This is a genomic window from Pararhizobium qamdonense (genome assembly GCF_029277445.1).
Classification (GTDB): domain Bacteria; phylum Pseudomonadota; class Alphaproteobacteria; order Rhizobiales; family Rhizobiaceae; genus Pararhizobium; species Pararhizobium qamdonense.
Genome location: NZ_CP119566.1, coordinates 1,672,679 through 1,693,932, shown reverse-complemented (window position 1 = coordinate 1,693,932; position 21,254 = coordinate 1,672,679). Strand labels below are relative to the sequence as shown.

General features: G+C 60.8%; 19 protein-coding genes and 1 pseudogene. 12 read left to right on the top strand and 8 right to left on the bottom strand.

What is annotated here, in order from left to right; translation table 11 throughout:
- Positions 1-35: 35 nt before the first annotated feature.
- From PYR65_RS08130 to PYR65_RS08100, 7 genes are all read right to left on the bottom strand, one after another.
- Positions 36-1,520 (bottom strand): mannitol dehydrogenase family protein, encoded by a 1,485-nt coding sequence (locus tag PYR65_RS08130; protein ID WP_276120600.1) that lies wholly within the window; start codon positions 1,518-1,520, stop codon positions 36-38.
- 27 nt (positions 1,521-1,547) lie between these two features.
- Complete coding sequence (locus PYR65_RS08125; RefSeq protein ID WP_276120599.1) at positions 1,548-2,321, bottom strand: L-iditol 2-dehydrogenase; 774 nt, start codon at positions 2,319-2,321, stop codon at positions 1,548-1,550.
- Positions 2,318-3,319: an ABC transporter ATP-binding protein gene (locus PYR65_RS08120; RefSeq protein WP_276120598.1), complete on the bottom strand. Its 1,002-nt coding sequence runs from the start codon at positions 3,317-3,319 to the stop codon at positions 2,318-2,320. The genes PYR65_RS08125 and PYR65_RS08120 overlap by 4 nt, the downstream gene beginning before the upstream one ends.
- 48 nt (positions 3,320-3,367) lie before the next feature.
- Entirely contained in the window at positions 3,368-4,192 is an 825-nt protein-coding gene (locus PYR65_RS08115; RefSeq protein WP_276120597.1) for a carbohydrate ABC transporter permease, read from the bottom strand.
- A gap of 11 nt (positions 4,193-4,203) precedes the next feature.
- Complete coding sequence (locus PYR65_RS08110; RefSeq protein WP_276120596.1) at positions 4,204-5,076, bottom strand: carbohydrate ABC transporter permease; 873 nt, start codon at positions 5,074-5,076, stop codon at positions 4,204-4,206.
- Between the two features lie 235 nt (positions 5,077-5,311).
- Positions 5,312-6,622, bottom strand: a complete 1,311-nt coding sequence (locus PYR65_RS08105; RefSeq protein WP_276120595.1) for an ABC transporter substrate-binding protein — start codon at positions 6,620-6,622, stop codon at positions 5,312-5,314.
- A 153-nt stretch (positions 6,623-6,775) separates the two neighbouring features.
- The gene (locus tag PYR65_RS08100) at positions 6,776-7,729 is read right to left on the bottom strand and encodes a sugar-binding transcriptional regulator (protein ID WP_276120594.1); all 954 of its coding nucleotides are present in this window, start codon (positions 7,727-7,729) and stop codon (positions 6,776-6,778) included.
- A 204-nt stretch (positions 7,730-7,933) separates the two neighbouring features.
- On the opposite strand from PYR65_RS08100, the gene PYR65_RS08095 reads away from it, so the two are divergent.
- From PYR65_RS08095 to PYR65_RS08085, 3 genes are all read left to right on the top strand, one after another.
- A complete protein-coding gene (locus PYR65_RS08095) occupies positions 7,934-9,295 on the top strand; it encodes an NAD(P)-dependent oxidoreductase (protein WP_276120593.1) in 1,362 nt (453 codons plus the stop codon).
- 15 nt (positions 9,296-9,310) lie between these two features.
- Positions 9,311-10,624, top strand: a complete 1,314-nt coding sequence (gene preA / locus PYR65_RS08090) for an NAD-dependent dihydropyrimidine dehydrogenase subunit PreA (RefSeq protein WP_060639746.1) — start codon at positions 9,311-9,313, stop codon at positions 10,622-10,624.
- A 220-nt stretch (positions 10,625-10,844) separates the two neighbouring features.
- The gene (locus PYR65_RS08085; protein WP_276120592.1) at positions 10,845-12,512 is read left to right on the top strand and encodes an adenylate/guanylate cyclase domain-containing protein; all 1,668 of its coding nucleotides are present in this window, start codon (positions 10,845-10,847) and stop codon (positions 12,510-12,512) included.
- Between the two features lie 50 nt (positions 12,513-12,562).
- Here the strand turns inward: PYR65_RS08085 and PYR65_RS08080 are convergent, their stop codons facing one another.
- Positions 12,563-13,213, bottom strand: coding sequence for a TetR family transcriptional regulator C-terminal domain-containing protein (locus PYR65_RS08080; RefSeq protein WP_060639744.1), 651 nt, complete (start codon positions 13,211-13,213; stop codon positions 12,563-12,565).
- A gap of 305 nt (positions 13,214-13,518) precedes the next feature.
- Here PYR65_RS08080 and PYR65_RS08075 point away from each other — a divergent pair, with 305 nt between their 5' ends.
- The 9 genes and pseudogenes from PYR65_RS08075 (at position 13,519) to PYR65_RS08035 (ending at position 21,237) form a co-directional block, all read left to right on the top strand.
- Positions 13,519-14,772, top strand: a complete 1,254-nt coding sequence (locus PYR65_RS08075) for a Zn-dependent hydrolase (protein WP_060639743.1) — start codon at positions 13,519-13,521, stop codon at positions 14,770-14,772.
- A gap of 18 nt (positions 14,773-14,790) precedes the next feature.
- Positions 14,791-15,356: pseudogene (locus tag PYR65_RS08070) on the top strand (endonuclease domain-containing protein); the annotation flags it as partial.
- Positions 15,353-16,807 carry a dihydropyrimidinase gene (gene hydA, locus PYR65_RS08065; protein ID WP_276120590.1) on the top strand — a complete coding sequence of 485 codons (1,455 nt, stop codon included), beginning with the start codon at positions 15,353-15,355 and terminating at the stop codon, positions 16,805-16,807. The pseudogene PYR65_RS08070 and the gene hydA, both read left to right, overlap by 4 nt.
- Positions 16,804-17,277 (top strand): hypothetical protein, encoded by a 474-nt coding sequence (locus PYR65_RS08060; protein WP_276120589.1) that lies wholly within the window; start codon positions 16,804-16,806, stop codon positions 17,275-17,277. The genes hydA and PYR65_RS08060 overlap by 4 nt, the downstream gene beginning before the upstream one ends.
- 449 nt (positions 17,278-17,726) lie before the next feature.
- On the top strand, positions 17,727-18,518 hold the full coding sequence (locus tag PYR65_RS08055) for an ABC transporter ATP-binding protein (protein ID WP_276120588.1): 792 nt from the start codon (positions 17,727-17,729) through the stop codon (positions 18,516-18,518).
- 217 nt (positions 18,519-18,735) lie between these two features.
- On the top strand, positions 18,736-19,149 hold the full coding sequence (locus PYR65_RS08050; protein ID WP_276120587.1) for an endonuclease domain-containing protein: 414 nt from the start codon (positions 18,736-18,738) through the stop codon (positions 19,147-19,149).
- Positions 19,146-19,481 carry a hypothetical protein gene (locus PYR65_RS08045; protein ID WP_060639738.1) on the top strand — a complete coding sequence of 112 codons (336 nt, stop codon included), beginning with the start codon at positions 19,146-19,148 and terminating at the stop codon, positions 19,479-19,481. Before PYR65_RS08050 ends, PYR65_RS08045 begins: the two co-directional genes overlap by 4 nt.
- Before the next feature lie 35 nt (positions 19,482-19,516).
- Positions 19,517-20,368, top strand: coding sequence for an ABC transporter permease (locus PYR65_RS08040; RefSeq protein WP_407951316.1), 852 nt, complete (start codon positions 19,517-19,519; stop codon positions 20,366-20,368).
- The gene (locus tag PYR65_RS08035) at positions 20,365-21,237 is read left to right on the top strand and encodes an ABC transporter permease (RefSeq protein ID WP_060639736.1); all 873 of its coding nucleotides are present in this window, start codon (positions 20,365-20,367) and stop codon (positions 21,235-21,237) included. Before PYR65_RS08040 ends, PYR65_RS08035 begins: the two co-directional genes overlap by 4 nt.
- Positions 21,238-21,254 lie beyond the last annotated feature (17 nt).

Sequence of the window (21,254 nt, the reverse complement as noted above, 5' to 3'; positions counted from 1 at the left end):
CCACGACGTTACGCGGAAGCTGAAGCGTCATGAGATCATTCTCCAAGTTTTCCGTCGAGATAAAGCTGCAGCGTGGCCCGCGTGCCCTTGTCCCAGAGCGTGCGCAGCGCATGTGCGAACCGTTTCTGGAACAGCGTTGATTGCGCAACATCGCCGAAGATATCCGAAAGCGCAAGAAAGGCCTGTGGATCGTCCTTGGCTTTTACGGCTGCGGCATGCAGCCGGTCGGCGCTGCCATCGTTGAAGGTGATCGCTTTGCCACTGTCGGTGGTTCCGGCAAAATACCGGCACCAGAGCGCAGACACCAGCGACAGGCCGACGACATCCTCGCCGCGCCGCAGCCGGTCCGCCGTCGTCGGCAGGATGAATTTTGGCTGGCGGTTGGACCCGTCCTGCGCCAGGCGCGGAATGGTGTCGGCGATCTTCGGGTTGAACAGCCGCGATTCCACCTTTTTGAAATAGGCATTGAGATCGGTATCGGGCACGGGCGGAACGACCGGGATGATCTCGTCTTCCTCCAGCTTTGCCAGGAAGGCGCACACCGTCTTGTCCTCCATCGCCTCATGGACGAAATGGATATCGAGCAGGGCTGCCGGATAGGCAATCGCCGCATGGCCGCCGTTGAGAATGCGGATCTTCATATGCTCGTAGGGTGCGACATCCGGCACGAACTGGACGCCGACCTTTTCGAGCGCGGGACGGCCGGCTGGAAAATGATCCTCCAGCACCCATTGCTTGAACTCTTCGCAAAAGACCGGCCAATTGTCGTCGATACCATAGTCATCGGCAACGATGCCGACTTCGCGCGGACCGGTCGCCGGTGTGATGCGATCGACCATGCCGTTCGGAAACGCGACATTGGCCTCGATCCATTCGGCAAAAGCCGGATCGGAAAGCCGTGCCAGACCGGACACGGCCGCATGCGTGACTTCGCCATTGCCCGGAATATTATCGCAGGACATCACCGTAAACGGCACGATGCCCTTGTCCTTGCGCGCCTTCAAACCGGCAATGATCAGACCGAACACGGTCTTCGGATCGCCGGGATTGTTGCCATCGGCGGCGATGGCGGGGTGTTGCGGATTGAACATGCCGGAGGCCGGGTCGAGAAAATAACCGCCCTCGGTGATCGTCAGCGACACGATGCGGATGGCAGGGTCGGCAAGCCGGGCGATGGTCGCCGCCGCATTGCCGGGCCGCAAATAGTCGATCATCGGTGCCGTGACACGGGCCGCACTCTTGTTGTTATCCTGCTCGACAACCGTGGTCAGGAAGTCCTGTGCTTCGAGCTTGGCCCGCATCGCTTCATCGGACGGCAAGACCCCTGCCCCGACGATCGCCCAGTCGTGGTCGCTGCCGGTGTTGAACAGATCGTCGAGATAGATGGCCTGATGGGCGCGGTGGAAATTGCCGACACCGAAATGGACGATGCCTGCCGTCAATGCGGACCGTTCATAGGCCGGGATCGCGGCAGTTGCCTTGATGGCATCCAGATTGGCGAGCGAGAGTTTGGTCGTCATGTTCATTCCTTTCGACGAGCTGTGTGCTCAGCTCATCCAGTTGCCGCCATCGACATTGTAAGTCTGCGAAACGACATAGTTGCTCTCAGCGGAGGCGAGGAAGATCGCCATTCCGGTCAGGTCTTCCGCCGTGCCCATGCGCCCGAAGGGAACTTCTGCGCCGGCAAGCTTCTTCTTTTCGCCCAGCGGACGATTTTCATATTTGGCAAACATCGCATCGACGCCGTCCCAATGCTCGCCATCGACAACGCCGGGCGCAATCGCATTGACGTTGATGCCGTGCTTGATGAGATCAAGCCCTGCCGACTGGGTGAGGCTGATCACCGCCGCCTTGGTGGCGCAATAAACAGCGACGAGCGGTTCGCCCCGGCGGCCCGCCTGGCTCGCCATATTGATGATCTTGCCGCCGCGCCCCTGCGCAATCATCTGTTTTGCAGCGGCCTGAAGGGTAAACAGCGTGCCGGACACGTTGATCGAAAACAGCCTGTCATAGCTTTCCCGGGTGATCTCGACGATCGGGGCGAGATCGAACAGGGCGGCATTGTTGACGAGGATATCGAGGCCACCGGCTTTTGCCGTGACAGCGGCAATCGCGTCATCGATCGAGACCTGGCTGGTTACATCCATTTCGACGGCATAGGCCGATGGGCCAAGCTCGCCCGCCGTGGTTTTCGCCCGCTCAAGATTGATATCGGCAATCGCAACGGTTGCCCCCTCGCGGATATAGGCTTCCGCAAATGCGCGTCCGATACCGCGCGCCGATCCCGTGATCAGCGCGCTTTTCCCCGTGAGCCGTGTCATCGGATTGCCAGTCCCTTGTCGTTGAACTTGTGCACGCGGCCTTGTTCGGGGGTGAGGAAGACCTGGTCGCCGTGTTTGACGGCGAAGTCGCCGCCGACGCGGGCGGTGACGAGGCCGATGCCGTCGACATGGATGTGCAGGAACGTGTCGGAGCCGAGATGCTCGGCAACGCCGACCGTGCCGCGCCAGGTGCCGGCTTCGGTGGACAGCTGCAGATGTTCGGGGCGCACGCCGATCGTATGGGCATCGTGCGGCTTGGCAAACGCGCCGGTGGCAAAGTTCATGCGCGGCGAGCCGATGAAGCCGGCGACGAAGATATTGTCGGGCCGGTGGTAGAGATCGAGCGGCGAGCCGACCTGCTCGATATTGCCGGCGTTCAACACGACGATCTTGTCGGCCATGGTCATGGCTTCGACCTGGTCATGGGTGACGTAGATCATCGTCGTCTTCAGCTGGTGATGCAGCTCGCTGATCTCCAGCCGCATTGTGCCGCGCAGCGCCGCATCGAGGTTGGACAGCGGCTCGTCGAACAGGAAGGCCGAGGGTTCGCGCACGATGGCGCGGCCGATGGCGACACGCTGGCGCTGGCCGCCCGACAGCTGGCCGGGACGCCGGTCGAGATAGTTGGTGAGGTTGAGCACGCGGGCTGCCTCCGCCACCTTCTTGTCGATCCCCGCCTGGTCCATCTTCGCCATCTTCAACGGGAAGGCGATATTGTTGCGCACCGTCATATGCGGATAGAGCGCATAGGACTGGAACACCATGGCAAGCCCCCGCTTGGCCGGAGCCGCGCCGGTGACGTCGCGCCCGTCGATCTCGATCGTGCCGGAGGTCGTGTCCTCAAGGCCGGCGATCAGCCGCAGAAGCGTCGATTTCCCGCAGCCCGAGGGGCCGACGAAGACGACGAACTCGCCCTCGTTGATGGTCAGGTCGATGCCGGGAATGACCTGCGTCGCGCCAAAGCTCTTGTTGACTTTTTTCAGTTGGATATTGCCCATGCGTGCCTCCCAAGACTTTGTTTTTGCGTTCAAGTCTTTTCTTTTGCGTTATTTCACGGCGCCGAAGGTCAGGCCGCGGACAAGTTGTTTCTGTGAGAACCAGCCCATGATCAGGATCGGGGCGATGGCCAGCGTCGAGGCGGCCGAAAGCTTGGCCCAGAACAGGCCCTGCGGCGAGGAGAAGGACGCGATGAAGGCCGTCAGCGGTGCGGCATTGGTGGTGGTCAGCCGGATCGTCCAGAAGGCCTCGTTCCAGGCGAGAATGATGTTGAGCAGCATGGTCGACGCAATGCCGGGCACCGCCATCGGCGTCAGCACGTACCAGATCTCGCCCCACAGCGATGCGCCGTCCATGCGCGAGGCTTCGAGGATCTCGCCGGGGATTTCGCGAAAGTAGGTGTAAAGCATCCACACCACGATCGGCAGGTTGATCATCGTCAGCATGATGGTGAGGCCAAAGCGGCTGTCGAGCAGGCCGAAGTCGCGGAACAGAAGATAGATCGGCACCATGACGGCGGCCGCCGGCATCATCTTAGTGGAGAGCATCCACATCAGGATGTCCTTGGTCCTGTTGGTCGGCGAAAACGCCATCGACCAGGCGGCCGGCACCGAGATCAACAGCGCAATCAGCGTCGAGCCGACCGAGATGATCACGGAGTTCAAAAAGAACTTGAAGTAATTGCTCTGCGCCTGCACGGCGGCATAGCTTTCCACCGTGCCCGACGGAATGAGGTTGAACCCCTGGATCGCCTCGGTCTCGGACTTGAACGAGGTGATGATCGTGTAGAGGATCGGAAAGAAGATCACCAGCGCGATGACCCAGGCAACGATGGTGAAGAAGACGGTTCTTCTGGTCGAAACGGCTCTGGCCATGGTCTTCTCCCTTATTTGTCGAGGTTCTTGCCGACGGCGCGCATCAGGAAGAAGGCGACGATATTGGCAAGGATGACGGCGATGATACCGCCTGCCGACGCACCGCCGACATCGTAGCCGAGCAGGGCCGTGCGGTAGATCAGGAACGGCAGGTTGGTCGAGGCATAGCCCGGGCCGCCATTGGTGGTGACGAGGATTTCGGCGTAGACGCCCAGCAGAAAGATCGTCTGGATCAGGATGACGACGGTGATCGAGCGGGCGAGATGCGGCACGGTCAGATAGATGAAACGGTTGGCAAAGCCGGCGCCATCCATTTCGGCTGCCTCCTTCTGCTCGCCATCCAGCGATTGCAGCGCAGTCAAAAGGATCAGCGTGGCAAATGGCAGCCATTGCCAGGCGACGATGATGATGATCGAAAACAGCGGATATTGCCCGAACCAGTCGACCGGCTGCAGCCCGAAGAAGCGGCTGATATCGGCAAACACGCCATATTGCGGATGCATGATCATGTTCTTCCACACCAAGGCTGCCACCGGCGGCATGACGAAGAACGGCGAGATCACCAGGATGCGCACCAGCCCCTGGCCCCACATCGGCTGATCAAGCAACAGCGCAATCGAGATACCGCCGATGACGGTGATCAAAAGCACGCCGACCACGATGACCAGCGTGTTCCAGATCGACTGAAAAAACGCGGGATCCGAATAGAAATACTGGTAGTTGAACAGGCCAGCGAAACTGACATTGCCCGGATTGAGCAGATTGTAGTTCTGGAACGAAAACCACAGCGTCATCGCCAAAGGCACGATCATCCAGATCAGCAAAAGCCCAACCGACGGGGCCATCATCCAGCGCGCAAGCACGCGCGTATTCTGCGTAGCCATTTCAACACCCTCCCTTTGACGCCCGTATTTTGAATGCCGGTCCTTGCGATACCGGTCCTTGCGGTGCCGGTATGGGCACCCGCCCCGCCGGGAGGGCAGCAAGCCGGCCGCCTTGGTCTTCTTTTTAAAAAAGCCTGACGTCAGACGCAGCGACAATAGACTTCACCGTGTCTGGCGTCAGGTAAAAAGTGGCAACCCGGATGGTAGTCCGGGCCGCCTGTCCTTGGGAAGGAACCTACTTGATGTAACCGCCGCGTGTCATTTCGCGAGTGGTGACCTGCTGTGCCTGCGCCAGCGCATCGTCAACCGTCATCTGACCGGCAAGAGCTGCCGAGAACAGCTGGCCGACCGTCGTGCCGAGACCCTGGAATTCCGGGATGGCGACGAACTGAACACCGACGTAAGGCACGGGCTTTACGGACGGGTTCTTCGGATCGGCGGCATTGATGCTTTCGAGGGTCATCTTGGCGAACGGAGCCGCCTTCTGATACTCGGGATTATTGTAGAGCGAGGTGCGCGTGCCCGGAGGAACGTTGGCCCAGCCTTCCTTGGCCGCAACGATGTCGAGATAGTGCTTGCTGGTTGCCCAGGACACGAACTTCTCGGCCGCTTCCGCTTTCTGGGTGCCTGCCGGGATGGCCAGGTTCCAGGCCCACAGCCAGTTGCCGCGCTTGCCAAGACCCGTGTCGGGCGCCAGAGCGAAACCGACCTTGTCGGCAACGGTGGAATCCTTCGGGTTGGTCACGAAGGACGCTGCCACCGTGGCATCGATCCACATGCCGCACTTGCCCTGCTGGAACAGCGCCAGGTTTTCATTGAAGCCGTTGGACGAGGCGCCCTGCGGGCCTGCATCGTTCATCAGCTTGACATACATGTCGAGCGTTGCCTTCCATTCCGGCTGATCGAACTGGGGTTTCCAGTTTTCGTCAAACCAGCGGGCGCCAAAAGCGTTGGACGTGGCGGTCAGGAACGCCATGTTCTCGCCCCAGCCGGCCTTGCCGCGAAGGCAGATGCCGTTGATGCCGGCCGCACGGTCGGTCATCTTGCGGGCAGCCTCACCGATGAACTCCCAGGTCGGAGCATCCGGCATGGTCAGGCCAGCCTTTTCGATCAGGTCCTTGCGGTACATGACCATCGAGCTTTCGCCGTAGAACGGCGCCGCATAGAGCTTGTCGTCCATGGTCAGGCCCGAGCGGATGGCCGGAAGCAGGTCATCGACGTCATAATCGGTGCCGAGCTTGTCGAGCGGCAGAAGCCAGCCCTGCTTGGCCCAGATCGGAACTTCATAGGTGCCGATCGTCAGAACGTCGTACTGGCCGCCCTTGGTGGCGATATCCGTGGTGACGCGTTCGCGCAGCACGTTTTCTTCAAGGGTGACCCATTCGAGCTGAATGTCGGGATTGGCTTTGGTGAAATCGTCCGTCAGCGTCTGCATGCGGACCATGTCGCCATTGTTCACCGTGGCAATGGTGAGGGTTTCTGCCTGTGCGAAACCCGCGATGACGATTGCCGAGCACGTGCCCAGCAGGAAAGTTTTCAAGTTCATATATCTTCCTCCCAGAAGAGTTATGAGCATTTGCCTTGCTCGTGGGCAATTACTCACACATTCACAAAAAATGTCAATCGGCATTCGTTGCTGCAGTGCAGAAACGAAACCGCATTGTTTTGATTTTGCTAATGAAAATTTATGGGGGTTCGCTCAATCCTTGAGCAGAAACTGCGCCGTCGTCTCATCGGTGATCAGACCGTTGATCACCCGGCCGCGCAATGCTGCCCTCAGCGCGATATATTTTCGCCTGCCCTTGGCCATGCCGATCACCGTCGCCGAATCGCGTGACGGCAAGGGCACGCTGGCGACGCGCTGGTTGATCGTGCCGGACATCATCCGCCCGTCACCATCAAACATCCAGCCGCAGATTTCCCCTGCGGCCCCCTCGTCCATCAACCGGGCCATCTCGTCTGCCGCCAGGAAACCGTCCTCGCAAAGCGGCGCCTGCTGACCAAGCTCACCCACGCCGACAAAGGCGACATTGGCTTCCGACCCGAGCTGCAGCGCCGATTTGACCAGCGCCTGATTGTGGAGCAGCGCCCGCTCTTCCGGTGACGAGACCAGAACCGGCAAGGGCATTGGAAAATGCCGCGCCTTGACCGCATCCGCCATCGAGAAGATGACGTTGTAATAGGCCGCCGACCCATCCAGGCCGATATTGCCGGTTAGAGAGACGATGCGGTGCTGGGGACATTCCATCGCTGGCAGCTGGTCGATCGCCGCCTTCAGCGTTCGCCCCGTGCCGATCGCCAGGATGATCGGATCGGCCGATTTCAGCCAGCGCTCGATCTCGGCTGCCCCCGCCTCGGCAATGCCGACCGTGGTCGATGACGATCCAGGGTCGCTCGGCACGATATCCACTTGCCTAAGGTCGAACTTCTCCTTGAGGCGCAGCCCAAGCTCGAGACAGGCTGCGATCGGGTGGTCGAGGCGAACCTTGATCAGCCGCTCGGCCATGGCCAGCGACACCAGGCGCTGCGCCGACTGGCGCGAGATGCCCATGGCGGCGGCAATTTCGTCCTGCGTGCGCCCGGCGACATAGTAGAGCCAGCCTGCACGCGCGGCATCATCGAGCCTGTTATTGCCTTCCGGTCTGCGCGCCATTGTCCGTACTCCCTGAACGATGTGCTGACACTTTTTCCCGGCTTCTGTCAAACACAGACGATCGCAGCGTCGCATCGAAAGCCCTTCAAACGCCCAGCACACCGGGACTCCTGCAATTTTCATTTTAAAATTTTTACCGTTTGATAAATAAATAAAGCGTGGTACCGTTCCGACATCCTGAGGCACGACATTTGGGAGCAAAAAATGGGAACGACTGACACTGGAATACTGGGCGGGCGCCTGTCTCCCGTCGAATACGAACATAATTTTTCCGATCTGCATCCGCCGCTCGACGACCATGAAGCTCTGGTCGCCTCCGACCGCTGTTACTTCTGCTATGACGCGCCCTGCATGACGGCCTGTCCCACCTCCATCGATATCCCGCTGTTCATCCGGCAGATATCGACCGGAAACCCGATCGGGTCGGCCAACACCATTTTCGACCAAAACATTCTGGGGGGCATGTGCGCCCGCGTCTGTCCCACCGAAACGCTGTGTGAACAGGCCTGCGTGCGCAACGAGGCGGAACACCGGCCGGTCGAGATCGGACGGCTGCAGCGTTATGCGACCGATATCGCCATGCGCGAAAACCGGCAATTCTACCAGCGCGCCGAACCGACGGGCAAATCCATCGCCGTCATCGGCGCCGGCCCGGCCGGTCTCGCCTGCGCCCACCGTCTCGCCGTCAAGGGCCATGAGGTCACCATCTACGATGCGCGCGAAAAGGCCGGCGGCCTCAACGAATATGGTATCGCCACCTACAAGGCGGTCGATGATTTCGCCCAGGCCGAAGTCGATTATGTGCTGTCAATCGGCGGCATCGACATCCGCAACCGCATGATGCTCGGCCGTGACTTTTCGCTGAGCGACATGCTGGCCAAGCATGATGCCGTCTTTCTCGGCTTGGGCCTTGCCGGCGTCAATGCGCTGAGGGCTGAGGGAGAGACTGCCGAAGGCGTTGAGGATGCCGTCGATTTCATCGCCGCGCTGCGCCAGTCGGCAACCAAGTCCGACATCGCCATCGGCCGCCGCGTCGTGGTGCTCGGCGGCGGCATGACTGCCGTCGACGCGGCCGTGCAGGCCAAGCTGCTTGGCGCCGAGGAAGTGACCATCTGCTACCGCCGCGGCAAGGAGCACATGAATGCGTCCGTGTTCGAACAGGATCTTGCCGCCGCCAAGGGCGTGACCATCCGCCACTGGCTGCAGCCCAAGCGCATCATTTCCCGCGATGGCAAGGTGGCCGGGATCGAACTCGACTATACCACCCTTGCCGACGGCCGCCTGACCACAACCGGCGAAACCGGCGTCATCACCGCCGACCATGTGCTGAAAGCCATCGGCCAGACGTTCGAGGCCGACGGCCTCGGCATCATCACCCTGCAATCCGGCCGCATCGTCGTCGATGCCGAAGGCCGCACATCGCTCGACCGTGTCTGGGCGGGTGGCGACTGTGTGCTTGGCGGCGAAGACCTGACGGTCTCGGCCGTGGCACATGGCCGCGATGCCGCCGAATCGATCAACCATATGCTCGCCGCTGCGTCGCAGCCGGCCGTTGCCGTCGCGTGAAGGGGAGAATGAACCATGGCTGATCTGCGCAACAACTTCGTCGGCATCAAGTCCCCGAACCCCTTCTGGCTGGCTTCGGCGCCGCCGACCGACAAGGCCTACAATGTCGAGCGCGCCTTCAAGGCGGGCTGGGGCGGCGTCGTCTGGAAGACGCTGGGCGAGGAAGGCCCGCCCGTCGTCAACGTCAACGGTCCGCGCTACGGCGCGATCTGGGGCGCCGACCGCCGTCTGCTGGGCCTCAACAATATCGAACTGATCACCGACCGCGACCTCTACACCAACCTGCGCGAAATGAAGCAGGTGAAGATGAACTGGCCGGACCGGGCACTGATCGCCTCGATCATGGTGCCTTGCGAGGAAAACGCCTGGAAATCGATCCTGCCGCTGGTCGAGGAAACCGGCGCCGATGGCATCGAGCTCAATTTCGGCTGTCCGCACGGCATGTCGGAACGCGGCATGGGCGCTGCGGTCGGACAGGTGCCGGAATATATCGAAATGGTCGTGCGCTGGTGCAAGCAATATACCCGCATGCCGGTCATCACCAAGCTGACGCCGAACATCACCGATGTGCGCAAGCCCGCCCGCGCCGCCAAATCCGGCGGCACCGATGCCGTATCGCTGATCAACACGATCAATTCGATCACTTCGGTCAATCTCGACACGTTCTCGCCGGAACCCTCGATCGACGGCAAGGGCAGCCATGGCGGCTATTGCGGCCCGGCGGTCAAGCCGATCGCGCTCAACATGGTGGCGGAAATCGCCCGCGATCCGGAAACCTACGGCCTGCCGATCTCCGGCATTGGCGGGATCACCACCTGGCGGGATGCGGCCGAATTCCTCGTGCTTGGCGCCGGCAATGTCCAGGTCTGCACGGCTGCGATGACCTATGGCTTCAAGATCGTCCAGGAGATGATCACCGGCCTATCCAGCTGGATGGACGCCAAGGGCCATCGCACCCTCGACGACATCTGCGGGCGCGCCGTGCCCAACGTCTCCGACTGGCAATATCTCAACCTCAACTATATCGCCAAGGCGCGCATCGACCAGGATGCCTGCATCAAATGCGGCCGCTGCCACATCGCCTGCGAGGACACCTCGCACCAGGCGATCACCCAATATGTCGATGGCAAAAGGCATTTCGAGGTGATGGAAGACGAATGCGTCGGCTGCAATCTCTGCGTCAATGTCTGTCCCGTACAGGATTGCATCACCATGGTCGGCCTTGAGCCGGGTGTGCTGGATGAACGCACCGGCAAGACGGTCGATCCGAACTACGCCAACTGGACGACACACCCGAACAACCCGATGGCCCGCCAGGCCGCCGAATAATATCTTCACGGGAAGACCAGATATCAGCCGCTTCGCCGCACACGCGAGGCGGCTGATTGCATTTGCGACAGCGGAAAACCCCGTTGATCCCCGTGCAAAGCCCATTGGACACGAAATCACGACGATGCGTCTACAAAACGTGCGTTGCCCCTCACCGCGAACTCGTCAATAACAGGCAGGAAAACAAGACGCGGCCAGGCCGCCAACACCGGATGTCTGCTTGAAGATCGCCTCCCCACGTACGCGCAAAAGGCTGCATCTCCTGACGGGCGTTTGCCTGGGCCTATTCCTGCTCACGCATTTCTTAAACCACGCGCTTGGCCTCGTCTCTGTCGAGGCGATGGAAGGCGCGCGCCGGATCTTCAATATGGTCTGGCGCACCTGGCTGGGCACGGTGCTGCTCTACGGATCGCTTCTCGTGCACTTCGTGCTGGCGCTCGAAAGCCTCTACCGCCGGCAGACCCTGCGCATGCCGGTGCGCGAGATGCTGAAGATCGTCTTCGGCCTGTCCTTTCCGTTCCTGCTTGTCAGCCATGTCATCAACACACGCATCGAATCAGCGCTGACCGGGTTTGGCGACGGCTATTACGAAGTCCTGTCACGGCTTTGGGCGAGCCCCTTCTCTGCCAGCACGCAATCGATAGCACTTGTCTTGGCCTGGGCGCATGGCTGTCTCGGCTTCTGGTTCTGGATGCGCGGCCGGGACTGGTATCCGAAATACTTTCTGCTGATCTATTCCTTCGCCCTGCTCGTTCCGCTTCTCGCCCTGCTCGGCTTCGTCGTTGGCGCACGGTCTATTCCGGCAATGGCCTCCGATACCTGGTTCAAACCGGTTCACACGCCGCCCGAAATCCTGTCGGATATCCGCCGCATCATCTTCGCCACGCTGATCACGGCAGTCGGCGGCACCCTCCTCCTGCGCGCCATTCCGGTCAGGGGAAAAATCCGTGTCACCTATCCCGATCGGGCAATTTCCGTTGCAAAAGGGTTCAGCGTGCTGGAAGCAAGCCGTGCCGCAGGGATCCCGCATCTGTCGGTATGCGGCGGACGCGGACGCTGCTCGACCTGCCGGGTCCGGGTGACGGAGGGGCTGGAACGCCAGCCTGGCCCCAGCGATGCCGAGCGCACGACGCTGACGCGTATCCGCGCACCCGACAATGTGCGTCTTGCCTGCCAGTTGCGGCCGATCCACAATCTGTCGATCTCGCCCATTCTCGGCGGCGACAATATTGGCCTGAGGGCCCAGCCAACGGAACAGCAGGCGGCCGGACGCGAACGCCACATCGCCGTGCTGTTTTGCGACCTGCGCGATTTCACGCTACTGGCGCAAAAGCAGCTCCCCTTCGACACGGTCTTCCTGCTCAACCGCTATTTCGAGACCATCGGAGAAGCGGTGGAGGAATCGGGCGGCGTGATCGACAAATTCATCGGCGACGGGGCACTCGCACTGTTCGGACTGAACAACCGCATCGAAGATGCCTGCGCGCAAGCGCTGACAGCAACGGCGCGCATTGCGAAGGGCATCGATGTGCTCAACCGCAATTTCCTGAGCGAACTCGACAAACCCCTGCGCATCGCCATGGGTATGCATGCCGGGCCGGCCATTATCGGCCAGATCGGCTATGGCAAGGCCTCGGCGCTGACCGCCGTCGGCGACACGATCAATGCGGCCAGCCGCCTGGAAGGCTTCGCCAAGGAATACGATGCGCAGCTCGCCGTCTCCGCCGATGTCGTCCGCTACGCCGGGCTGAAAGTCGATGACCGGGAAAGCTACAATATCTCGATCCGCGGCCGCACCGGCACGCTTGAAACCCTGATCGTTTATGATGCCGCCGAAATCGGGGCTATGATCGAAGCGGAAAAACGCGAGACACGCCCGTTGGCCTGACAGGAGTGCTGCACGCTAAGCAGAAAGATTGCGAAGCGTTTGAGAGCCGGTCAGGCGCCGCCGTCCCTGATTTCCAGGCCGCTGACGAACAATTGCTCGAGAAACCGCGCCGCGTCCTCAAAACGCCCGTCGCCGGAGCGCCCGTCACCCAGCACTGCGCGCACCTGCACATCGAAATCGGCGTAATGCTGCGTCGTCGACCAGATGGCGAAAATCAGGTGATACGGATCGCATTTAGCGATCTTGCCGGCTTTGGCCCAGCTGCGGATCACCTCGGCCTTCTCATCGACCAGCGATTTCAAAGGCCCCTTCAACTCGTCCTCGATATGGGGCGCGCTTTGCAGGATCTCATTGGCGAACAGCCGGCTTTCGCGTGGAAAATCCCGTGCCATCTCCAGTTTGCGGCGGATATAGCTGCGGATTTCCGACACCGGGTTTCCCTCCGCATCGAATTCGCGCAGCGGATCCAGCCAACTGTCGAGCACGCGGTCGATCAGCGCCCGGTGCATCGCCTCCTTGGTGCGGAAATAATAGAGCAGATTGGGTTTGGACATGCCCGCCACATCGGCGATCTGATCGATGGTGCTGCCGCGAAAGCCGTGAATGGCAAACACGTCCAGCGCCGCCTCCAGAATCAGTTCTTCCTTCTCCTCCTGGATGCGGGTTCGCCTTTGCGTTCGGGCTGCCCTCGGAAGTACCATTTTTCCCCCAGTCTTCTCACAACGTCTTCTCACCAATCGCCGCCTGCGCGCGGCCTCAAAAACATCCGAAAACCGCATGATCCAAAAATTCGGACGGCACTAACGTTTTTTCTGTTTTTCACCTTGAGTGCGGCAAAGGAAGTTGTAATGTTTTACCAACCGGTCAAATTATCAGTCAGTTCAAACACAAACGCAACGGCTGATCGCAGGGCAATCGAAAAAACCAGATCGCCCCGATTTGATCAAGGGAACGGCGGGATGCGCACCATAATGCGCTTCCCTTAAAAAGAATGAGGAGAACCGTCATGGCTCATGCACCGGGCGAGAACATGCGCGTCAATGCCGACCGTCTGTGGGATTCACTGATGGACATGGCGAAAATCGGCCCCGGCATTGCCGGCGGCAACAACCGCCAGACATTGACCGACGAGGACGGCGAAGGCCGCCACCTGTTTCAAAAATGGTGCGAAGACGCCGGCATGACGATGGGCGTCGACAAGATGGGCACGATGTTTGCCACCCGCCCCGGCACCGATCCCGATGCGCTGCCCGTCTATGTCGGCAGCCATCTCGACACCCAGCCGACCGGCGGCAAATATGACGGCGTGCTCGGCGTGCTCGGCGCGCTGGAAGTCGTGCGCACCATGAACGATCTCGGCATCAAGACCAAACATCCGATCGTCGTCACCAACTGGGCCAACGAGGAAGGTGCGCGCTTTGCACCCGCCATGCTCGCCTCCGGCGTCTTTGCCGGCATTCACGAGCTCGACTACGCCTATGGCCGCAAGGACCCCGAGGGCAAGACCTACGGCGACGAGTTGAAGCGGATAGGCTGGCAAGGCGAAGAAGAGGTCGGCGCCCGCAAAATGCACGCCTATTTCGAATATCATATCGAGCAGGGCCCGATTCTTGAGGCGGAGGAAAAGACCATCGGCGTGGTGACGCATTGTCAGGGCCTGTGGTGGCTGGAATTCACGCTGACCGGCCGCGAGGCCCATACCGGCTCGACGCCGATGAACCTGCGCGTCAATGCCGGCCTTGCCATGGCGCGGATCGTCGAAATGGTCCAGGGCGTTGCCATGGAAAACCAGCCGGGTGCCGTCGGCGGCGTCGGCCAGGTGTTCTTCTCGCCCAATTCCCGCAACGTGCTGCCGGGCAAGGTCGTCTTTACCGTCGATATCCGCTCTCCCGACAAGGCCAAGCTCGACCGCATGCGCGCCAAGATCGAGGCCGAAGCCCCCAGGATCACCGAGGCGCTCGGCGTCGGCTGTTCCGTTGAAGCCATCGGCCATTTCGAGCCGGTCACCTTCGACCCGGCCCTGGTCACCGCAGTGCGCTCCGCCGCCGAACGGCTCGGCTACAGCCACATGAACCTCATCTCCGGCGCCGGCCACGACGCCTGCTGGGCCGCCAAGGTCGCCCCCGCCACCATGGTCATGTGCCCCTGCGTCGGCGGCCTCAGCCACAACGAGGCGGAGGAAATATCCAAGGAATGGGCCTCGGCCGGGTGCGACGTGCTGTTTCATGCGGTGGTGGAGACGGCGGGGATTGTGGGGTAATGCCAAACGCAGTGCGCTTCACCCCCTCATCCGCCCTGCGGGCACCTTCTCCCCAAGGGGAGAAGGGAGGGAGGACGCCGCCAGCGGTTTTTCCCTTCTCCCCCACGGGGAGAAGGTGGCCCGAAGGGTCGGATGAGGGGGCGCCGCGCATGCCGAAGAACGATGCAACCAAACGCCGTTCGGGCAAGACCGCCTTTGCAAGACACCTGCGGCAAAATGAGACCGAGGAAGAATACAATCTCTGGAGCGATCTGCGCGCCCGGCGGCTGAACGGCTTCAAGTTTGCACGGCAAATTCCGCTGGGACCCTACATCGTCGATTTCGTGTGCCGAGAGCGTCGGCTCGTCGTCGAGATCGATGGATTTCATCATGCCGAAAGCCGCTATGATGCCGCCCGAACGGTGTGGCTCAACACACAGGGCTATTCCGTGTTGCGGTTTTGGAACCATGACATTTCCAAGGGACGCACATCCGTCCTCGAAACCATTCTGGCCGCCCTTGACGGAGCGCTGGAAGAAGACCCAGCCTCGGGCTTCTACTCGCCGGCCGCTACCGTAAAAAACAGAAGGAAATCCGATCCATGACCACAGTCATCAAAAACGGAACCATCGTCACCGCCGACCTCACCTACAAGGCCGACGTCAAGATCGATGGTGGCAGGATCGTGGAGATCGGGCCTGATCTCACTGGTGATGAGACGCTGGATGCGACCGGCTGTTATGTCATGCCCGGCGGCATCGATCCGCATACGCATCTCGAAATGCCGTTCATGGGCACCTATTCCTCCGACGATTTCGAGAGCGGCACGCGCGCGGCACTGTCCGGCGGCACGACCATGGTCGTCGATTTCGCGCTGCCGGCGCCTGGCCAGTCGCTGCTCGAAGCGCTCACCATGTGGGACAACAAGACGTCGCGGGCCAATTGCGATTTCTCCTTCCACATGGCGATCACCTGGTGGGGCGAGCAGGTCTTCAACGAGATGCAGACGATCGTAGAGGACAAGGGCATCAACTCGTTCAAGCACTTCATGGCCTACAAGGGCGCGCTGATGGTGGATGACGACGAGATGTTCCACTCGTTCCAGCGCTGCGCCGAGCTTGGCGCACTGCCGATGGTGCACGCCGAAAACGGCGATATCGTCGCGCAGATGCAGGCAAAGCTGCTGGCGGACGGCAATAATGGCCCCGAGGCCCACGCCTATTCGCGCCCGGCCGCCGTCGAGGGCGAAGCCACCAACCGCGCCATCATCATCGCCGATATGGCCGGCAGCCCGCTCTATGTGGTGCACACGTCCTGCGAACAGGCGCATGAGGCCATCCGCCGCGCCCGTCAAAACGGCATGCGCGTCTATGGCGAGCCGCTGATCCAGCACCTGACGCTGGATGAAAGCGAATATGCCAATCCCGATTGGGACCATGCCGCGCGCCGCGTGATGTCGCCGCCGTTCCGCAACAAGCAGCATCAGGACAGTCTCTGGGCTGGACTTTCAGCCGGGTCCCTACAGGTGGTCGCTACCGATCACTGCGCCTTCACCACGGCGCAGAAACGCTTCGGCGCCGGTGATTTCACCAAGATCCCCAACGGCACCGGCGGGCTTGAAGACCGCATGCCGATGCTGTGGACGCACGGCGTCGCCACCGGCCGCATCACCATGAACGAGTTCGTGGCCGTTACCTCGACCAATATCGCCAAGATCCTCAACATCTATCCGAAGAAGGGCGCGATCCTGGTCGGCGCCGATGCCGATCTCGTCGTCTGGGACCCGAAGCGCGAAAAGACCATTTCGGCCGCAACCCAGCAATCGGCGATCGATTACAACGTCTTCGAGGGCAAACAGGTCACCGGCCTGCCGCGCTACACGCTGACCGCCGGCATTGTCGCCATCGAGGAATCGACGGTGAAGACCCGCGAAGGCCAGGGCAAATTCGTCAAACGCGAGCCCTACACCGCCGTCAACAAGGCGCTCTCGACCTGGAAGGACATTACCGCACCCCGCAAGGTGCAGCGGACCGGCATCCCGGCCAGCGGGGTGTGATCATCGTGGGGGCAGGTCCAGTTGATGTGTGGCAGGTGATGTACGGCTACATACTGGCCGTGCCCGCAGGTTTTGTCGCATGGTTGGTGACGAGGATCGTGGCCGCAGAACTCTTTTTCTTCCCCACGCCGATCGGTGTGGGCATCTTCTCTGTATTTCATCTTCCTTTCGCGCTGGCGGCGCTGATCGTTCTCGGTCTGCCGTTTACTTTGGCTTTCCTTTGGGTGATGCGATATTTCCGCATTCGCAGCCTGACAGTGCTTCTGCTAGGCGGAGCGGTCGCACCATCGGTCGCAATATTTTTGGCCAAGTCGCTCATAGGCATGTTTTCAAACTTGACCACAGGACGGTCGAACAACAGTGCTTCGTTCGTTCTGTCATTTGACACCATTCCCGCAGGAATGGTCACGTTCTACATTCTCTATCGCATGAGTCTAAAGCCATGTTTTGAGCGGGAGATTGATCGTTGAAAACCCAGGATTGCGCAGCATTTGATAGCGGTGGCCGTATCTCTAATGATACCGGGCACTTCGGCTGCACCGGAAATAATTCGCTTCAAAACAAACACGCTGGGGACCGCTGAAAAAATGCAGATGAGCCGCTGCCTTCCATCAACCCGGTCGCTCTGTCCCCCGCCGGCGGGCAAGAGGCGGCTCCATGGGCCAGCCAACGCGGCACCGATAACGAACCTCCCGTTCAGACATTGGGATGACACTTCCCTGTTTGCGCGGCGCCGCTCTGGGGAAATCCGCCGGCGAGAACTGACCCCGCAGGCATGTCCACATCTGCGTGACAACGATATCGCCAACGGCATACCGCGTTGGAAAAATATGCAGTACGACTATCGCAAGCAGGGGGCGGGATGACATCACATCAACTTTCCCAGCAATGGCATTCAGGGCGGAGCGCATCGGATACAATGACAACAACACCAGCATCCGTCGTTTCGGCGCGCGATCTCGGCCTGACCTTTGAGACCAATGACGGCCCGGTCAACGCCCTGACAGGCGTCAATCTCGACGTCAACAAAGGCGATTTCGTCTCCTTCATCGGCCCCTCCGGCTGCGGCAAGACCACCTTCCTGCGCGTCATCGCCGATCTTGAAAAGCCTACCTCCGGCTCGATCACCGTCAATGGCACCACACCGCAGGACGCCCGCAAGAACCGCTCCTATGGCTATGTCTTCCAGGCGGCGGCATTGTACCCCTGGCGCACCATCGAAAAGAACATCGCCCTGCCGCTGGAGATCATGGGCTATAGCGCAGCCGACCAGAAGGCGCGGATCGAGCGCACGCTGGACCTGGTCAACCTGACGGGCTTTGGCAAGAAATTCCCCTGGCAACTGTCCGGCGGCATGCAGCAGCGCGCCTCGATCGCCAGAGCCCTTGCCTTCGATGCCGATCTTCTGCTGATGGACGAACCATTCGGCGCACTCGATGAAATCGTCCGCGATCACCTCAACGAACAATTGCTGAAACTGTGGGACCGCACCAACAAGACCATCTGCTTCGTCACCCACTCGATCCCGGAAGCGGTCTACCTCTCCACCAAGATCGTCGTCATGAGCCCCCGCCCCGGCCGCGTCACCGACATCATCGAATCCACCCTGCCCCGCGAGCGCCCGCTCGGTATCCGCGAAACCCCGGAATTCCTTGCGATTGCGCACCGGGTGCGTGAAGGATTGAGAGCGGGGCATAGTTATGACGAGTAGGATGATTGGGATTGTGGCGAAGACCCCTCCCCAACCCCTCCCCACAAGGGGGAGGGGCTCGACCGCGCTTGCCGCAGCTTCTTCTTTTGACAAGGCAACAGCCAGGACGCGGAGTACTCGCTATCCAGCAAGTTTCAAAGTGTGGCAGCAGCCTGGAAAATTGATGGTGGCCGATGTGGGGGCCGCAGGTTCCTCCCTCCCCCTTGTGGGGAGGGTGGTGAGCGCAGCGAACCGGGAGGGGTCTTTCTTGCCGCACTCGAATATCGACCCCAAAACCCGCACCAGAGCAAAAAAACTCCGCACCGAGTTGACCAAGGCCGAAGCGAGAATGTGGAACATGCTGCGGGATTTTCGTGCGCGCGGCGGCCGGTTCCGTCGGGAAACGCCAATTGGCCCATACATCGCTGACTTCGCCTGGCTGTCAGCCCGGATTGTCATCGAAGTCGATGGTGATAGCCATGAGACACCGGAGGGGCGAAAACACGACAGGCAGAGAGACGGGTTCCTGAAGGCCCAGGGCTTCACCGTCCTGCGCTTCGACAATGCGGATGTCATCGACGCTCCAGACTATGTTTTCCTGACGATAGAGCGCGCCATTTCGCAATTTCTGCAGAGCGAGCCGAATCCATGAACCTCTCCTTCATCCTCTGGCTCTCCGCCTCCATGGCCATCTTCCTCAGCGCCGCCACCGCATCGCGCTATTATGTGTCCACCAACAACATCCTGATCCTTCTCCTGTCACTCGGCCTTTACTGCCTCGGCAATCTGATGATGGTGCGGCTGATGCGCGAGGGCGGGCTGGGGCTGGCTATTTCGGCCTCGGCGATTGCGCAGCTGCTGCTGGTCAATTTCATCGCCTTTGCCGTCTTCGGCGAACGAATGACCCTGCCGCAGATGGCAGGTGTCGCCCTTGGGGTCGTGGCGATGGGGCTGATGCTGATGCCTGCCGGCGGGAAGGCTTAAGCATGGAAAAGCCAAATATCATCAAAGACAGGATCATGCCGGTGGGCGTCATCCTCCTTGCCGTGCTCGTCATCTGGTATCTGGCGGTGGTGTTTCTCAATGCGCCGTTCGAGCGCGATACGGCGGCGCGCGCCGGATCTGAGATCACCTTCTCGGAAATCCTGCCGAAAACCATGTTCCAGCAGCGGCCGGTGCTTCCTGCCCCGCATCAGGTGATCGCCGAGATCTGGAACACGACCTTCCTGATGCCGATCACCTCCAAGCGCAGCCTTGTCTATCATGCCTGGATCACGCTTTCGGCGACCCTGCTCGGCTTTGGCATCGGCACCGTGCTCGGCATTCTGCTTGCCGTCGGCATCGTCCACAACCGGGCGATGGACCGCTCGCTGATGCCCTGGGTCATCGCCAGCCAGACCATCCCGATCCTGGCCATCGCGCCGATGATCATCGTCGTGCTCAATGCCATCGGCATATCCGGGCTTTTGCCCAAGGCGCTGATCTCCACCTATCTCAGCTTCTTCCCGATCGTCGTCGGCATGGTGAAGGGGCTGCGCAGTCCCGAGCAGATCCAGCTTGACCTGATGCACACCTATTATGCCAGCCCGGCGCAAACCTTCTGGAAGCTGCGCTGGCCGTCGTCCATGCCCTATCTGTTCGCCTCGCTGAAGGTTGCCATCGCCATTTCGCTCGTCGGTGCGATCGTCGGCGAGCTGCCGACCGGGGCCGTCTCCGGTCTTGGCGCCCGGCTGCTTGCCGGCTCCTATTACGGCCAGACGGTGCAGATCTGGTCGGCCCTGTTCATGGCGGCAGCGCTTGCGGCAACCCTGGTGATCATCGTCGGCTTTGCCCATACCGCCGTCCTCAAACGCATGGGGGTCAAGCCATGAATTCCGGTATTCTGTTCAGCGCCATCGCCTTCTGGATTGCAGCCTGGGCCACCAATGAATGGCTGGTGCGCCAGAATTTCAGAAACGTGCCCGCCAACCGGGCGGTTCGCCTTGCAGTGCCCTTGCTGTTCGGCGTCAGCATCCTGGTTCTGTGGGAAGGCGTCGTGCGGGGGTTTAACGTACCGTCCGTCCTCCTGCCGCCGCCCTCGATGATCTGGACGCGGCTGATCAATTCCGTGCCGACGCTCTGGGCCGATTTCCAGCAGACGTTCCTCAAGGCGGTGATCATCGGCTATACATTGGGCTGCAGCCTGGGTTTCCTTGTGGCCGTTGCCATCGACCGCTCGCCCTTCCTGCAGAAGGGGTTGCTGCCGCTTGGCAATTTCGTCTCCGCCCTGCCCGTCATCGGCGTCGCGCCGATCATGGTCATGTGGTTCGGCTTCGACTGGCAGTCGAAGGTCGCCGTTGTCGTCATCATGACCTTCTTCCCGATGCTGGTGAACACGGTTTCCGGCCTGTCTGCGGCCAGTTCGATGGAGCGCGACCTGATGCATACCTATGCCGCCAGCTGGTTTCAGACGTTGATCAAGCTGCGCCTGCCGGCGGCCTGGCCTTTCATTTTCAATGCGCTCAAGATCAACTCCACCTTGGCGCTGATCGGCGCCATCGTCGCCGAATTCTTCGGCACGCCGATCGTCGGCATGGGGTTCCGGATCTCCACCGAAGTGGGGCGCATGAATGTCGATATGGTTTGGGCCGAAATCGCTGTCGCGGCAGTGGCAGGCTCGGCGTTTTACGGGATAGTGGCGCTGATCGAGCGGGCTGTCACGTTCTGGCATCCGTCCGTGCGCAATTCGCGGACGGCCTGAGAAATGCCTGTCCGTGG

Bases quoted from the DNA above. Each gene is read 5' to 3' on its own strand.
- PYR65_RS08130 (WP_276120600.1), bottom strand. From the start codon at position 1,520: ATGACGACCAAACTCTCGCTCGCCAATCTGGATGCCATCAAGGCAACT.
- PYR65_RS08125 (WP_276120599.1), bottom strand. From the start codon at position 2,321: ATGACACGGCTCACGGGGAAAAGCGCGCTGATCACGGGATCGGCGCGC.
- PYR65_RS08120 (WP_276120598.1), bottom strand. From the start codon at position 3,319: ATGGGCAATATCCAACTGAAAAAAGTCAACAAGAGCTTTGGCGCGACG.
- PYR65_RS08115 (WP_276120597.1), bottom strand. From the start codon at position 4,192: ATGGCCAGAGCCGTTTCGACCAGAAGAACCGTCTTCTTCACCATCGTT.
- PYR65_RS08110 (WP_276120596.1), bottom strand. From the start codon at position 5,076: ATGGCTACGCAGAATACGCGCGTGCTTGCGCGCTGGATGATGGCCCCG.
- PYR65_RS08105 (WP_276120595.1), bottom strand. From the start codon at position 6,622: ATGAACTTGAAAACTTTCCTGCTGGGCACGTGCTCGGCAATCGTCATC.
- PYR65_RS08100 (WP_276120594.1), bottom strand. From the start codon at position 7,729: ATGGCGCGCAGACCGGAAGGCAATAACAGGCTCGATGATGCCGCGCGT.
- PYR65_RS08095 (WP_276120593.1), top strand. From the start codon at position 7,934: ATGGGAACGACTGACACTGGAATACTGGGCGGGCGCCTGTCTCCCGTC.
- preA (WP_060639746.1), top strand. From the start codon at position 9,311: ATGGCTGATCTGCGCAACAACTTCGTCGGCATCAAGTCCCCGAACCCC.
- PYR65_RS08080 (WP_060639744.1), bottom strand. From the start codon at position 13,213: ATGGTACTTCCGAGGGCAGCCCGAACGCAAAGGCGAACCCGCATCCAG.
- PYR65_RS08075 (WP_060639743.1), top strand. From the start codon at position 13,519: ATGGCTCATGCACCGGGCGAGAACATGCGCGTCAATGCCGACCGTCTG.
- hydA (WP_276120590.1), top strand. From the start codon at position 15,353: ATGACCACAGTCATCAAAAACGGAACCATCGTCACCGCCGACCTCACC.
- PYR65_RS08055 (WP_276120588.1), top strand. From the start codon at position 17,727: ATGACAACAACACCAGCATCCGTCGTTTCGGCGCGCGATCTCGGCCTG.
- PYR65_RS08045 (WP_060639738.1), top strand. From the start codon at position 19,146: ATGAACCTCTCCTTCATCCTCTGGCTCTCCGCCTCCATGGCCATCTTC.
- PYR65_RS08040 (WP_407951316.1), top strand. From the start codon at position 19,517: ATGCCGGTGGGCGTCATCCTCCTTGCCGTGCTCGTCATCTGGTATCTG.
- PYR65_RS08035 (WP_060639736.1), top strand. From the start codon at position 20,365: ATGAATTCCGGTATTCTGTTCAGCGCCATCGCCTTCTGGATTGCAGCC.